General features: G+C 44.1%; 1 protein-coding gene. It reads left to right on the plus strand.

Annotated features, from left to right (window positions below; translation table 11 throughout):
• Positions 1–13: 13 nt before the first annotated feature.
• Complete coding sequence (locus WC955_06060) at positions 14–17,944, plus strand: fibronectin type III domain-containing protein (GenBank protein MFA5858612.1); 17,931 nt, start codon at positions 14–16, stop codon at positions 17,942–17,944.
• The last annotated feature ends 45 nt before the right edge of the window (positions 17,945–17,989 follow it).

Consider the following 17,989-nt stretch of genomic DNA (forward strand, 5'->3'; position numbering starts at 1 on the left):
TACGTCATATAATGTGATATCAAAAGCAGTGGATACCGCAGGGAATATACAGGTATCATTCCCCACCGGTATTTCGTCGGTTACGTTTAAGTTCGATAATAACGGCCCTGAGCCAATAATTATGTATCCATCCAACGGGTACCACAATTCTATCACCGCAATTTCCGGTACCGTAATGGACGCAGAAGGAAATGGTATCGCACAAACAGAGTTCAGGATAAAACGTAATAGCGATAACAACTATTTTGACGGTACCGGGTTCAATGTTGAGACAAGTTCATGGAATATCGGCACCCCCAACGGCAGTTATGCTGAAATTACAGGGTTGAGTTCTATATGGACCACCGGAGTGACGTATGTCATAGATATGCGCGGGCTGGATTTATCCGGGAATTATTCTGCGAGTAATATGACAAGAACAGTTACCTACGACGTTTCCGCTCCAACGGTAACAATACAGTCTCCTGCTGCCAACTCCCAGCTCTCAGTGCTTAACGCTATTTACGGAACGGTAAGCGATACCGCTAGCGGGGTTAGTAGCGTAAATCTTAAAATCAGAAGGAGTAGCGGAGAGTACTGGACCGGTACTTCGTGGGGTGGAGAAACTGTTTCATCAGCAACGTTGTCCTCCGGCGCGTCGTATTGGAGTTATACCAGCGGAGTTAGTTTGTACAACAATTTGTCAGACGGAGTTACGTACTATATATCAGTATCAGCTGCGGACAATTTGGCGAATGCTAGCGTATGGGGTGTTTTGATGACTACGGTTACCTATGATGTATCATCACCAACTTCAGTAGTAACGTTCCCTGGAAACGGAGCAACAGTAGAAAATCTGAATACAATATCAGGTACTTCGTTTGATATGTTTGGTGTTAACCTAGTTAGAATTGCGGTACGTGATACTACTACGGGACTGTACTGGGACGGAGTATCTTCGTTTGACCAGGGAAGTATTGCGTATTTCGATGCAGCTGGGAAGAATGATTGGACATATTCCGCTGTGAAAAGCAGCAATATTGTTCAAGCTCATACATACTGGATACACGCGAAAACGCTGGATAATACCGGAAACTGGGAAACTGGAGTTATCGGTAGTACGTTTACGTACAACGATATGACTATACCGGGAGTAGTGACAGGGATAGCAGGCTGGCAGAGCGGTGTTGCAAATACGATAACGCTTTCATGGGTAACTCCTGGAGATGATGGTTATATCAATACATTGCCTAGTAGCAGTCAATACAAAATACAGTATTCCTCGGGCGATATTGCTACGCTTACATGGAACATGGACTCTGCACAGGTGACAATCTCAACGTCGGGAGTTGCACCGGGAGTGATGGTATCAACTAATGTCAGTCCGGCGTATAACGAAACGTATTATTTCAAGGTATGGGCAAAAGACGAGGCGGGGAACTGGTCGGTGTTGTCAGAACACGCGACAGTACATAATTCACCGTTTAATACTCAAACAGTTGAAGTTACCGGCATTGGTTCAGGAAATTATGCGTCAGCTGTTATAGATAAAAACGGAAATTCGCATATTGCGTATTATAGTAACGGAACTTACGACTTGAAGTATGCCAGCTGGACCGGCAGTGCATGGGCAATCCAGACGATAGATTCGCCTGGTTACGTTGGAATAAATGCATCACTTACCTTGGACGGTAACGGTAACGCACATATTTCGTACTGGGAAGGCGGAGCACCTGCAAACTTAAAATATGCGCGGTGGACCGGCAGTACATGGTCAGTTCAAACAGTAGATTCTGATGGGTCGGTAGGGGAATACACATCTATTGCAATTGATGGTAACGATAATCCGCATATAGCGTATCATGATACAACAAACGAAGATCTTAAATATGCCAGATGGACTGGTACTTCATGGTCAACACAGACAGTAGATTCTGTGGGTACGGTTGGTGACGACTTAGCTATTGCGGTTGACGGAAATGGTAACCCGCATATAGCTTATAGTGATACCACAAATTTTGACCTTAAATACGCAAAGTGGAACGGTGCGTCATGGACTATTCAGTCAGTGGATACAGAAGGTCCAGTGGGAACCGAAACGTCTATCGCAATAGACGGTAATGGAAATCCCGCAATTTCGTATTATAGTGCAGGAACCGCAGCGGTAAAATATGCGAAATGGACCGGAGTTGTATGGTCAACACAGACAGTAGATATTGGCGGGTCAGTTGGCAGTTATACGTCTATTACTATGGACGGCACAGGTAATCCCCAGGTTGCTTATTACGATGATGGGCAGCAGGATCTTAAATACGCGCGGTGGACCGGAACAATGTGGTCAACACATACAGTTGATTCTAACGGCAATACCGGAATCAATACGTCGATAGCGGTGGATGTTAATGGTAATCCGCAAATAGTGTATTCTGACTTAACAAAAGGTAGTTTGAAGTATACGAAATGGCCCGGCGCTGGGTTATCCGCTCCTATGGGCGGAAACGCACGGGGTAAAGTCCAGGCGCCAACTGCGTTTAGGACAACCCCCGGTGATATCGGTGTATCGTCAGTTACGTGGAGATGGACGGACAACGCGTCAAACGAGCTGGGCTACAGAATATATTCTACTACTCAATCGCCGTATGTTATGGTAGCGTCTACTAATAACATTGGTGTTGATGGAACGTCATATACAATACAGAACCTGTTGCCCAGTACCTCGTACCAGATGTACGTCGCAGCGGTGAATAATGGCGGGGTAGTGACATCATCCGCGGCGGTTGCGTGGACATACGCAGCAGTACCTTCTAACCTTACGGTTAACTACGTATCGTCCGCCACTGCTAGCTTACAGTGGAACAACAACGGTAATGCGGTAGCAACTACCAAGTACCGCGTGTCCTACGCGGATAACAGCGGGTTCTCCGGTGAAACGTTCACTTCATGGGAAGTCGTTACCTCGACAATAATCGCCGGACTCAACGGATATACAACCTACTACTTCCGTGTACAGGCGAAGAATGAAGATGGTATTGTCACGGCGTACAGTATTGAGAAAGACACCCGGACGGTGGATAACACTCCGCCGGCACAGGTTTCATTAACTTCTCCTGTGAATCCCTATTATACCAACAACCAGTCCGTAGTATTCGACTGGTCAGACTCGTCGGATACGGGCGGCAGCGGGGTTATGCTGTATTCTCTCGTGCTTTCTACGGACAGCGGGTTCAAGGTAATACACTACTCCAACGATACTGCAGTGTCAAGCGCAACTATCAGCGGGATACAGCAGAATACGTATTATTGGACCGTAAAAGCGTTTGATGCGTATTACAACGAAAGCAGTGTACCGTCGAGTTATACTTTGTACATTGATACCACAGCGCCCGTAAGCGCACTAACAAATGTTGTGCATAACAGTTTTGTAGCGTCCTTAACAACAATCAACGGGACAGGCAGCGATGATGTTTTGATAAGCACTGTGCAGGTAAGTGTTCGCCGCGCGTTGGACGGATATTATTGGAATCGTGATACAAGTAATTGGGTTACTGATGAAACGTTCGCCGGTGTTTCAGGTGGGCTGGGAAATTGGTCGTTTACGTCAGTACCTGCTTGGGAAAATGGAAAATTTTATACCATAGTGTCTAAAGCGTTAGACACCGCGGGGAACGCTCAAACAGTATTCACTACCGGCATATCATCGGTTACGTTTAAGTTCGATATTGCCGGCCCGGTGGTAACCATGGGGTATCCTTATAATGCTTATTACAATTATGTAGATGAAGTTAATGGCACGGTGAGTGATCCCGAAGGTAATACTGTAGTTCAAGCTGAATTCAGGATACGGAGACAGAGTGATAATTATTATTTTGACGGTACCGGGTTCAACGTTGTCACGAGTTCATGGAATATCGCTACTGACGTTGAAGGAACTTATAAGTTGACCGGATTAAGTTCCATATGGACCGACGGAGTGGCGTATGTCACGGACATGCGTGCGAAGGATGCATCCGGGAATTATTCTACAACGTATTCCACAAAAACGTTTACCTACGATATTTCTGCGCCAACGGTTACTATCCAAAGCCCGGCGGCGTATGCGCAGGTATCAACGATAACCGCTATCTATGGAACAGTCAGTGAAACTATCAGCAGTATAAGCAGTGTGCATTTACAGATAAAACGGTTAGCTGATGGGTTATACTGGCGTGATCAGGATGGTACATGGGGCGTGGCGGTTGCAACAATGACAACGTTGTCCTCAGGGTCAACGTACTGGAGTTATGCAGGTGCGTTATTCGCGAACCTTAATGACGGGAATACTTATTATATAACGGTAAACGCAACGGACCAATTGCCGAACTCTACGGGTTGGGATATCATCAAATCTTCGTTTGTTTATGACATATCAGCCCCAACTTCGGCGGTAACATCGCCAGTAAACGGTGCTGTGATTGACACATTATCGTCGATAAACGGTACCGCAGCGGATACGATGAAACTTTCATCGATAAAAATAGCGGTGCGGAATAATAAAACTATGATGTACTGGAGCGGCGGTGGGGCGTTTAACCAATCAAATATTACGTTTAATACCGCAACGGGGAAAAATGAGTGGTCATTCAACGCGATTACAACAAACGATTTGATATTAGGCGCGTCGTACTGGGTGTTGACACACGCAGTGGACGGTGCAGGTAATGAAGAATCCGCGGTTGTAGGTAGTACGTTTACGTACAACGATATGACTGTACCGGGAGTTGTTACCGGTATAGTTGGCTGGCAAAGCGGGGTAGTGAATACTATAACTCTTTCGTGGATCACCCCGGGTGATGACGGGTCTAACAACACTTTAGCAAATGGCAGCGAATACAAAATACAGTATTCGTCAGGCGACATTGCTACGTTGATGTGGAACGTAAACTCCGCGCAGGTAACAATATCGACGTCAGGCGTTGCACCCGGTGTAGCAGTGTCTACGAACATCAGTCCGGCGTATAACGAAACGTATTATTTCAAAGTATGGGCAAAAGACGAAGCGGGAAATTATTCACCGTTATCACAAACCTCGACAGCGTACAATTCGCCGTTTGCATATGAAATTATTGATGGAAGCAATACAGAAGTTGGTTCACCGACCTCAATGACAATAGATATGTATGGAAATATTCATCTTTCTTATTACGATTTGAGTAGTACAGGACTTAAGTATATTAAAAAGACGGGAACAACATGGGGGACTCCTGTTTCTATTGATTCAGAAGGTGATGTTGGCCAGTATAATTCAATAGCGCTTGATAATATGAGTAAACCTCATATTTCATATACAAATAATGACAGCGGTGGCTTGAAATATGCAGAATGGGATGGTTCTAAATGGAGTACAACAACAATACATTCTGGCTCAAACATTGGATATTATACAAGTATAATTCTTGATAATTTAAATAACGTTCATATTTCATATTATTCAAACGGAAAATTAGCTTATGCAAAATTCAATGGGATTTGCTGGAGCACTCAAACAGTTGATTCTGCTACAGATACGGGTTATAACACATCTATAGCACTGGATTCTTATGGAAATCCATGTATTTCATATCGCGATCAAAGTAGTGGGGTGGACAATTCTGATTTGCGTTATGCAAGATGGAATGGCACAACTTGGGACTTGGAAACTGTTGAATCTGTTGGAAATGTTGGATGGTGGAATACAATGGTGGTAGATAGTGAAAACAAACCACATATTGTTTATCTAGATTCCACTATGACGACATTTAAACACGCAACAAAAAGTAGTTCGTGGAATATACAAAGCGTAAATGATTCGGGGTGGTATCCGTCTATTGTGTTGGATGGCAACAGTAATATTCATATGGTATACATGGGATCGCAGTATGATTTAAAATATGCAAAATGGGACGGTGTAGCGTGGAGTACACAAACTATTGATTCCCTAGATAATGTGGGTTGGGGTGCTTCTATTTTAATAGACGCAAATGGAATACTAAATATTTCGTACAACAGTTACTCATCTAGTGATTTAAGAATTGCTAATTTACCAACCCCTGTTATTTCTGTTCCAATGGGAGGAAATACCAAAGGTAAATTACAGGTCCCCACAGCATTTAGAGCAAACATGAGCGATATCGGCATATCGTCTATCACATGGAGTTGGACGGACAATGCTTCAAACGAGCTTGGGTTCAGGATTTATTCGTGCACGTCAACGTCGTACAGTTTGATAGCGGACACAAATACTATTAGTCCAGTAGCAAGTATCGGTGAGACAGGATCATATACAACAATCAACCTTACACCCAACACATCGTACCAAATGTACGTCGCGGCAGTTAATGCTGGTGGAGTAGCAACATCGTCGGCTACGACTACATATACGCTTGCTAACCCGACTACCGGTAGTTATGTGTTGAGCGTGACTAGTTATCAAATATCTATCGGATGGGGTGCTAACTATAACCCATCAAATACACGCTTTGGAGTCATCCGGTCTACCGACAATTTTATCAGTACAACTACCGTAGTAGATTTTGGAACTAATTATACAAATATAATGTATGTTGATGATATCAGCGCAATAACTCCGGGAACTACATGTTGGTATAAAATAAACGCTTTTAATGGAGACGGTATTGCATCAAAATATGACGTAATGTTATCAACACTGACAATAGATAACATCGCGCCCGCGGCAACACTAAACCTATCAGCAACATCTACTGAAGAAGCTGTTGCACGGTTAACATGGACTGCATCAGGTGACGATAACAACTCTAACATGTTACCTGTTGGCTCGAGATATATAATACAGTATTCTACTTGGACAAACTGGCAGAATATTAATTGGTCAACAACTAATGCGCAGGTTGAATTATCAACGTCAAATGTTAATCCTGGAACATTGGTAAATACAACAATTGCTGGATTGTTGACTAAGAGTGCTACATATTATTTCCGTATATGGACAGCAGATGAAGTATCAAACTGGTCGCCGCTTTCTAATGGCGCAACGGTTTGGATACGAATTGGAGCAGGATTTACTGGCAGTTTTTCTCAGCCAGGTGGTGTTGTGTTTGATGCAGGGTCAATTGATAATGGATATGGAGTTGTTATAGATACAACTGCCATAGGTGGACCATTTGTATATGTTGTTATAAATTCTTCAAGAGGTATTACTGGTACGGATATTATGACAATAAAGTACGACTCTGATGGAGTAGTGGTTGCATCCACAAGTTTTAATGGTGGACAAAGTGATTATGCTGGAAATATTGCAAGAGACCAGCAAGGAAATATTTATATTGGAGGGTCTATTAATGCTGGGGAAAATGGAGACTTCCTAGTACTTAAATATAGTCCGGTCTTAGTTTTTATATCTTCAACAGTTTTTGTTCAAGGTAGTGAAATTCTAGATTTGCAGGTGTCTAATAATAACAACTTGTATGTTACAGGATATACTTTACAATCTGCTAATCACAACTATGTTACAGTAAAGTATGACGCTAATCTAGTATTTAAATCTTCGTCTAATTTCCATTACATAGCCAATGATGCTGCGTATGGTATGGCAATAGATAATAATGAAAACGTATTTGTTACAGGTAATTCATATAATGGTGCTAATTGGGATTGCTTAACAGTGAAATACGACGCTAATCTAGTATTTAAATCATCAGTTGTTTATAACAGTGGGATTGATGATTATACGATGGGAGATGCTGATACAGATGATTCCGGGAACGTGTATGTAATAGGTACGAGTAGTAATAATTTCTTCACTATTAAATATAGCAACAATCTAACATTGGTTTCTTCAACTACTTATGATAGTGGAAATGTTGATGGTGGATCATCAATAGATGTAGATGAAAAAGGAAATGTATTTACAGTTGGGCACGCTAATTATGATTATTTTGCTATTAAATATAACTCTTCCCTATCTCAAGTATTTTCTTCTGCAACTTATAATTCTGGATATTCCGATGGCGTTTCAGGGTGTTCAATAGGAGTATTTCCTTATCTATATGTAGTAGGAAGTTCAAATAATGATAGTCGTGTTGTACGTTTTTCTATGGGAGATGTCACTTCGCCTAGTACACCAATTATGGAAAGTCCTTTAAATTCGGCTACCACAAATCAGGCTGTTGTGTCTTTCAATTGGGATGATTCGATTGATTCAGAAACAGGAATATCATACTATGAATTACAGGTTTCTACGGATATCTATTTCAATACCATTAATTTTAGTTCTTCTCCAGTTATATCGCAAGCTAATTTGGTTTTAGGAGAAAATGTCTATTATTGGCGTCTTCGTGTGAAAGATAATGCGAATAATTTTAGTCAATGGTCATCTACGAGAGCAGTAAATGTAAATATCAATGTCCACGAATGGGACGGCGGCGGTGCGGATAATTTAGCGTCAAACCCGCAAAACTGGACATACGACGTACTACCGAGTTCCGGGGATAATGTTATCATAGGATCTTTGAATCCGACAAAAGCGTGTACCTGGGACTTGCCGTATTCTATCGAGATAGGTAGTTTCAATGTCATAGGTAGTTATAACGAAGTTATTGATGTTACGAGCCATCTCGTGGTCAACAAAAACTTAACCCTATCCGGTCAGACGGGCAGTAATTTTGTGGTCAATGCAAGCAGTATAGTGATAAAAGGTGCAATGAAGTATTACACCGGGAAATTTGATGCTAAGACCAGTACGGTATGTTTCATAAATGGCAGCGTATCACAAGCGAATGAGTTGTTACAGGAAACAACGTTCTACAGCCTTACCGTGCATAGCGTGGGGAGTAATATTACCTCGTTCAATAACGCAACAATATTTATCAATGGTAATTTGTTCTTAATGGGTAATATCTCCGGCCTAGGCGGTGCGGGTGAACTCCAGACATCGAATTCTACTGTATACTTCCGCGGGAATGCAAACCGTGATTATATGTTCCTCGACGATAATGCGGTGAATAGTAAATGGGTTATTGACGGTACCAACGCGCAGTCGATAGTGTCCAGTGCGTTACATAACGTGTATGACCTCGAGATAAATAAAGTTAACGGGAGTACGGTAACAATTAATTCTGCCCAAACTATACTGAATAATTTGACTATAAAAACAGGTGTATTTAATTTTTGGTCGGTTTGGTTTACTGTTAACGGCAATATAACAGTAACATCACCCGGAGTATTGAACCACGGCAACTGGGCGACGGTTTATATTGGTGGGAGTAAGAATACGGTTATAGATATGCGGGATGATAATACAATAGATCATCTGTATGTAAATAAGACCGCAGCAGGGTATACCACAACCTTTGCGCGGGATACCGTATTCGATGGGTCATTAACCAACTACGGCGGGACTTTGGATATCAGTAACCGCAATATAACAATTAAAGGTTCATTGGATTTAGAGAACGCTGCCGCATTCCCGTTTGTAACTACCGGTTCTACGGTAACGGTTTACGGGCAGGTGTCTCCTAGTTCCGGGACGTTTAATGTATTGAGGTTAAAGAGTACCGCAAGTTTACGTGATAATTATACAGCTAATGTGTTTATAGTAGAACCCGGCGCAACGGTATCACTTTATGGTAGCGGGTTTAACAGCGGGCTGATTGTGAATAATAACAGCGAAATTTATGGCTCGTTCGATATCCGTAGCGGGACATTCACAGCATTAGGGCAGGTTAGTATACAGGATAGCGGTGTGCTCGACTTCACAGATACAGCCGGCGGTGTTGTAAAACTACAGGATAAGTTAGAAGTGAAACCCGGCGGGGTAATAAAATCTAATTCCGTACTTGATACTATTGACTCATTTGGCAGCGGGAATTATTCGTTTATAGTAAACGGCGGGACGGTAAACGTTAACGGTTTGGTCATTAAACATCTTGGGAAAGATGGTGTACAGCTGAACGATAGCGCGTATGTCAAGGCATTTGACAACGTACAGTTTGTAAGCGCAGCAGTTGATGGTATCGGTGTTAATGTTGTTCATTCCGGGACAACACAGTATGTGTTTAACAACCTCAGTTTTGATGCGAGTGTAACGACAAACGTTTCAGTTGCGAACCTCGTATGGCCGGGGTATGTGTTAGTGAAAAACGCAGCGGGGGATAAGCCCGGGCCGGCGTATGAGTACGATCCTAACAATGTAGTCTTCTGGTCCACCCCAACAGTACCAGGTGCGTTAATAGCGAATGAAGTGTATACCTCGTCGATCACCTGGGGTTGGGCGGATACATCGAATGATGAAAAGTATTACCGTATCAAGGATACCAACGGTAATGTTATGGCAGAACTCGCGGGGAATACTACCTGGTGGAAGCAGACCGGGCTCGGGGTTAATACCAGTACTTCAGTATCCGTAGAAGCGTATAACCCTATCGGCGTATCATCATTAACGAATGGCGCGTATAGTTCAGCGAAGCAGCCAACGGGTACATATTTTGTGGCAACAAGTTCGGATACTACAGAACTTACGTGGGAAGCTAACGGTAACCCCGCGGGGACGAAGTACGGGTTATTGGTTTCAAACGACAATTTTGGGTCAAACTCCGCGTCATTGCTTGATAGTACTTCAGGGTATACAAGCACGTCGTATCAGGTAAAAAACCTTGCGCCGTTGACACAGTATTGGTTTAAAGTTTGTGCGTATAACAATGATAACGTTATCACTGCGTATGACAGCGTTGTCACAACTACTACAGTAGATGGTGAAATACCTCCTTCAGCACCGTCGGAATTCACAGGGGTTGCGGTTTCTACGTATTCAATTAACTGGTCATGGAAAGATAATGCTAATAATGAAACCGGGTACCGCGTGAAGTCGTACTATGATAATGTGATATTAAAAGAATTACCGGTGAATACAACGTATTATATTCAGGAAAATCTTAGCGCGAATATTAGTACCAACGTTTATGTGTCAGCATATAATGATGCAGGGACCACTAGCAGCGGGAATGCTTTTGTATTTACTTTAGCGAATAAACCGTCTAACACTGCAGTGCAGGTAACATCCGGGTCAGTAGTAGTAACATGGTCCGCAAACGAAAACCCTGCGAGCACGAAGTATTATGTAAACTGGGGTACGGACGAGACGATGGTGACGACGAGTACGGAGGCGTACACGAACAATACAACACAGAATTTAATAACAGGGATCACGCCGCTTACGAGTTACTATATAAGAGTATTAGCCCGTAACAACGACAATAAATATACAGGATATGACACTATAAAGAGTACAATGACGGATGCGGATAAACCCGCTGCAGTAAGTGCCTTAACAGCACAGACGATAGACACCGCGAGTGTGAGATACACATGGACAGGTGTGGCAAACACATTCGGGTATAAGGTAAAGAGTAATGAAACCAATGCGGTAATAGGAACAGTATCAGCCGGTACGGTACAATACGACGTAACAGGCTTGGGAGTGAACACCTCGACAAATGTATATGTCGAGAGTTATAACAGTTACGGTGCAAGCGCAGTAAGTGCGGTGACAGGATATACCCACGCATCAGCTCCTACCAGCAGCGCGATGGTAACCTGCACGTCAAACACAGCAGTGGTATCATGGTCCGCCAACAGTAACCCCGCAGGGACAGTCTACGGCATAGCGCGGTCAATGGACAACTTCGCGAGCTCAACAACGCTTAAACAGTTCAGTGACGGCTATACGGCATTGAGTTATACAGACACAGCATTATCCCCTGCAACGGTATACTATTATAAGGTAGTGGCGTACAATACACAGGGCGTAATCACAGCGTATGATTCTACGGTAAGCACAACAACAATGCCCGGGGTACCCAGCGCAGTAACATTAACCGGTACGGCAGTAAGCAACAACAGTATTAACTGGACCTGGGCGGATGTAAACAGCGTAAGCACGCAGGAAGATGGATACAAAGTCAGAAGCGCAGCGGATAACAATGTCCTATCGAGCTTAGCAGCAGACACAACATATTACGTACAGACAGGTATAGGAATAAATGTCTCAACGAGCGTGTATGTAGAAGCGTATAACATCACAGGGAGTACATCGTGTGTAAGCAAGAATGCCTACACCTACGCGAACCAGCCGACGGGTACGTACGTAAAGAATGTAAGTTCAGAGACCGTAGACATAAGCTGGGGCACCAGCAGTAACCCTGCGGCAACGGAATACAAAGCAGAACTTGCGACAGACAGCGGGATCACAGCTAATGTAAGCAACAGCGGGTGGGTATCGGTCTCGAGTTATTCATTCACCGGCCTTTCAGCACTGACACCGTACTACGTGAGAGTACAGTCGCGCAACGGCGACAGTATCTTCTGCGGGTATGACAGCGTGGTAAGCACGACAACGACCCCCGGGAAACCCTCAAGCGCGGATCCCGTTAGCATGGGCGCATTAACTCCGACAAGCGTAAGAGTAACCTGGACGAACGCAGCGAATGAACAGGGATACCGTATAAAGAGCGCAGCGGATAATAACGTATTAGCAACATTAGGAGCGGACGTAATAACGGCTGACCTTACGGGCATCGGGATAAACACAAGCACCAGCGTATACGTGGAAAGTTATAATGCCAGCGGCAGCAGTGCAAGCGCAACGGTATCGAAGTATACGCTATCGAATGTTCCCGCGAGTACAACAGTACAAGTAAGCTCGGGTTCAATCAATGTAACGTGGACGGCAAACAGTAACCCCGCAGGGACTAAGTATTACGTTAACTGGGGCACGGACGCAGGCTTTGTAACCACCAGTACAGAAGCGTATACAAGTAATACAATGTTGAGCATAACAAGCGGGATCACACCGCTGACGACGTACTACTTAAGAGTCTTATCGCAGAACAATGAGGGTATAAACAGCGGATACGATACGTCAGTGAGCACGCGCACGGATGCGGATAAACCAAATGCACCGGTGATATTATCGGTGGCAGCGGTAGATAATAGTATCGTAAGAATTACATGGACAAGTGTATCAAATGCGTTCGGGTATAAAGTATACAGTACAGCGGATAACAGTGAATTAGCAACGGTTAGCGCTACACAACAAGATATCCCAGGGCTTGGGGTAAACACTTCAACTACTGTGTATGTCAGAGCGTATAACACATATGGTTATAACACGTCAATATCAACAACGGTTTATACGCAAGCAAGCATACCGGCTGGGTTAACAGTCCTTAACGTATCTTCAGGATCAATTAATGTTCAGTGGACATCCAATAGTAACCCGTCGGGAACAATGTACTACGTTAATTGTTCTAATGATCCAAGTTTTGTTAGTGGTGTATTTACAAGCGCCGGGCAAACCGGCTTATCGTTGGATATTAATTCCGGATTAACCGCGTTAACAACATATTATCTCCGCGTATATGCAAGAAACGGAGATAGTGTTGATACAGGATATAGTTCTACGGTGTCAACCACAACGAATCCGGGTGCACCGTCAGCACCGGCATTTATTATGGCGACATCCCGCACACAGACAAGCCTTACCTGGGGATGGGCGGGTGTTACAAACGAAACCGGGTATCGCGTGAAGTCTTCCACCGGCGGAGTTCTTATGACTCTACCTGCCGACACTCTTACCTGGACAGAAACCGGGCTTGAGGTTAATACGCAAGTAACACGGTATGTTGAAGCGTACAATGTAAGCGGTTCAAATGCATCCTCAACTTCCAGTGCGTATACATTAACCTATGTCCCAACCGGTACAACGATCGCAAATGTTACGTCGTCACAGGTGTTGCTGTCATGGTCAGCGAATGGTAATCCCGGAACTACAGAATATAGGATTGACGTTTCACAAACACCGGGGTTTGACAGTGTGAACACCAGCACGACTACCTCGACAAACATATTTGTTAATAGTATATCAGCGGATACGACATATTATTTCCGTGTATATTCGCGGAACGGTGATAGTATCGACAGCGGGTATGACACTACAGTTTCTACCCGCACATTACCGACAGGAACACCGGCGGTGCCAACATCCTTTAACGGAACAGCTACCGCACCGGATTCTATTAATTGGAACTGGGCAGATAATGCAACTAACGAAACCGGGTATCGTGTGAAGGATACAATCGGTAATGTTGTTACATCATTACCGGCAAACACAACGTCGTGGCCGGAGACAGGGTTATCTGTTAATACAATGTATATACGGTACGTGTATGCTTATAACACTTTAGGTGAAACCGTGGCGATAGGGACTGGTACAGCGATGTATACGTTTGCAAATACGCCGTCTAGCCTCAACGCCTACGAAGTTAATGTTGCCAGTGTAGGTATTAACTGGAACACAAATAGTAACCCGATTAATACAGGGTATAAAGTTGAACTCTCGACAAATATTGCGTTCTCAACAAACGTAAATAGTTTGTCTACACAATTATCGTCAATAACAGTTACCGGGTTGATTGAAAACACAACGTATTACGTTAGAGTAAAAGCGGAGAACGGGCAGTCCGTATCGACACAATACTCAGCACCAGTTACGTTTATCACTATTAAAGCACAGGATACTACCGCCCCAGCGGCAGCGGGTATCACCGCATTACCGGGAAGTACTGAAGGGAAAATAGTATTATACTGGACCGCACCGGGTGATGACGGGTATACAAACAATCTTGATACCGGAACGTTCGTAATACAGGTAAGTACGGATTATTCCACCACGTGGAACGCGTTGAAGGTAGGGAATACCAGTATTACCGCGAAAAATGTTGCGGTTAATTCTTCACAGTCATACGTGTTCACAGGATTAATACCGGATACAACGTACCACTTCGTTTTATGGACGATAGATGAAAACAATAATTACGGTGCAGCATCAAACATAGCGTCAACCTATGCGCAGCACGATGTAACCCCGCCTACGGAGGTGGGAGTTATCTCAGCATTGACCGGTACGACGGATGGAATGATAAGCCTTATGTGGACATCTCCTACGGAAGACGGAACGGTTGGAGGAAGAGTTATTTCTTATGTGATTAGATACAACACATTGAGCAAGGCAACAGTGGGAAACAACGGTAATATCTGGTGGACACTAACAAATTCTACACAAGTTGTTATATCAGCAGCACCGATGCAACCCGGGATAACGGAAGCCGTGACAATTACCGGGCTTGAGAACAATACGGTGTACTACTTCGGTATCGCATCTGTCGATGATAAAGGAAATGTTTCAGGCCTCGATACCGGCTTGATGTCAGGTATACAAACATCTGCGGTGTCACAACAAGATATCACGCCGACTAGTAATGTTATCCTAACCTCAGTTTTAGCGGGTGATAGTAAAGTAACATTAACCTGGACAAATCCGGGGGATAAAGATTTTGTGTACACCTCTGTTTATGCAAGTACGGTTGGGTATATAACAACACAAGGCGTGGCGTCAGCGCTTATACACACGAGTTCCTCAACACAAGGTGAGTTTGTGCATCAACCTCTATTCTCTGGGGTGACACAGTATTACACCCTGTACTCGTATGACAATGTGAACAACTATTCTTCCGGTGTATCAACAGCAGCGGTACCGTTGTTTGATACGATATCACCCGCGGCGGTAACGACATTATCTGCTGTACCGAACGCACTGGATGGTAATGTCATACTAACCTGGACATCAGTTGGTGATGACGGTAACCAGGGTGAGTTAAAGGCCGGGGCAAAGTATTATATAGAATATTCAACTATAAGTATTCCCGGAGAATTTGTGTATACCACCGCGGATATTGTTGTATCAACAATGAACGTACCGGCTGGGATACTACTGGAATACAAAGTAACCGGGTTAATACCGTCGGTAACGTACTTCTTTGCAATCTTTACCGCGGATGAACTTGGGAATACGGGATTAATATCCAATATAGTTAATTGCGCGGCACAGGATGTTGTTCCCGCTGCGCCGGTTAATCTCAGGATATCGTCGTTACAGGGGAAAAAATTCTATCTCTCCTGGAAACCGAATACTGAACCGGATATCAAAGAGTATAGAGTTTACCGCGGGGATTCTACGGGTAGGGATAGCGCGATCTTAACATCGGTTGATGGTACTCAAAACGCGTATATTGATACTCAACTTGAATACGGCGCGTCGTATTACTACAACGTCTACGCGTACGACTATACTGATCATATCAGCAGTATGTCTTCCGGAGTTGTGGGGTATATCAAGGACGTTATAGCCGGCGGGTGTTTATCCGATAAGTTCTCGGATATTGACCGGTCTAACACGTTATGGCAGCCTCAGGAAGGATACTGGTCTGTTGATGCGGTTAATGGTAATTACGCGCATCTCGTTACTTCAGTAACGGGTTTGAGTTTTATAGCTAATAAAAGCTATACAAATATTAGTTATCAGGCGAAAGTTAGGATTGAAGAAGGTACAACCGCAGGGTTGGCGTTCAGGATGGCAGATCCGGAGAACGGGTATAAGTATGTTATTAGTATGGACAGCGTTACAGCAAAACTTGTATTGCTGACCATGAAAAACGTTGAGCTCGCGTCAACGTACTATTATACAATTAACCCCAGCAGCTGGGTATGGTTGAAGGTAAGTTGTGACGGTGCGGTAAAAACCGCGTATGTTTCTACCGACGGGATAAACTATGCGTATGTGTTCTCGGCAAGTAGTAATACAGCGTATGCCCAGGGGTTTGTGGGTTTATTCACAGAGAATACCCGCGCGGTATTCGATGATGTACGGGTTATACTTAACCCGAAAGATGTTGCGGTTACACCGGACGACCATGCGGTGTACATCAACTGGTCAGTGGATAAAGGTAACGGCGTAGCTGGGTATAGAGTCTATCGCAGCAGCGTTGATGCGGAGAGTGTTACATTTGTCCAGTGGACCGACCTACCCACGTTGTTGGATACTGGATTAGTTAATGGAGTGACGTATTATTATAAAGTAGCAACGGTTGATGGTGAAGGAAACGAAAGCGTGCTGGTAAACGCCGGGAGTACGTATCCGCGGGTATCACCTGATACGATCAGCGGGAAGGTTACCCAGGCGGATGGTACCCCGTTGACCGGTATAATTGTTGAAGCAAAGATTGATAATATAGTCAAACGCACTGTCGGGACGTATACCGACGGGACGTATATCCTTAACGGGTTAACTCCGGGAACTACGTATATGATAATAGTAACCTACTGGGCAGGCGAGACTGCGTCGGTTGTATACCGTGAACTTATCAGCGGGAATGAGAATATAGATTTCACATTGGGGATACAGTACCAGCTTGGAACGATTACCGGGCAGCTTGCGGGGTATAAGGTTAATGATACAGTTTGGGTACAGGCACAAGCGCGGGCAGCTTCGAAGTTCGGGAAGAATAGTATAAACTACGCAATTCCGGCGGTGCGTACCGCGTTGTTTGTCCCGAATAACGGTGTGGGGTATGTGGAACTCTATCGCAGCGGTAAGCTTGTCGTAACAGTACCCGTGGATGACCGTGATGGTTCGTTTGTTATCCCGAACCTCTTACCCGGGAAGTATAATCTCCGCGCGTATAACGGTGTGAGTTATAACGAAACTCAGCAGGTCAAAGTTGTGGAAGGCGGGAGTAATGTATTAACCTTGGAGTTTGCGATTGATGTCAAATCAGATACCGTGCATATTTATCCTAACCCGTGCAATAACGGTATGGCAAGCATTTCGTTTATCAGCGGGAACACTAACCGCAAGGATAAACTTGAAATCTATGACATCGCAGGGGAAAAGGTTTTTGCTATTGATGACGGGTTTATTTCCACCAGCGGGAATAAGTATGTTTATCAATGGGCCTGCGTGAATACCGGCGGTGTGAAAGTTTCTGCTGGTGTGTATATTGCAGTGGTAACGGTTAGCAGCAGCACGGATGCAAGTGATAAAGTTGTGGTCCGCAAGAAAGTTGTGGTTGTAAAATAATAGGTTTTATATGACCCGTGGCGGGTGTGTAGGTTTAATAATTGG

The organism is Elusimicrobiota bacterium (assembly GCA_041658405.1).
GTDB lineage: Bacteria > Elusimicrobiota > UBA5214 > JBBAAG01 > JBBAAG01 > JBBAAG01.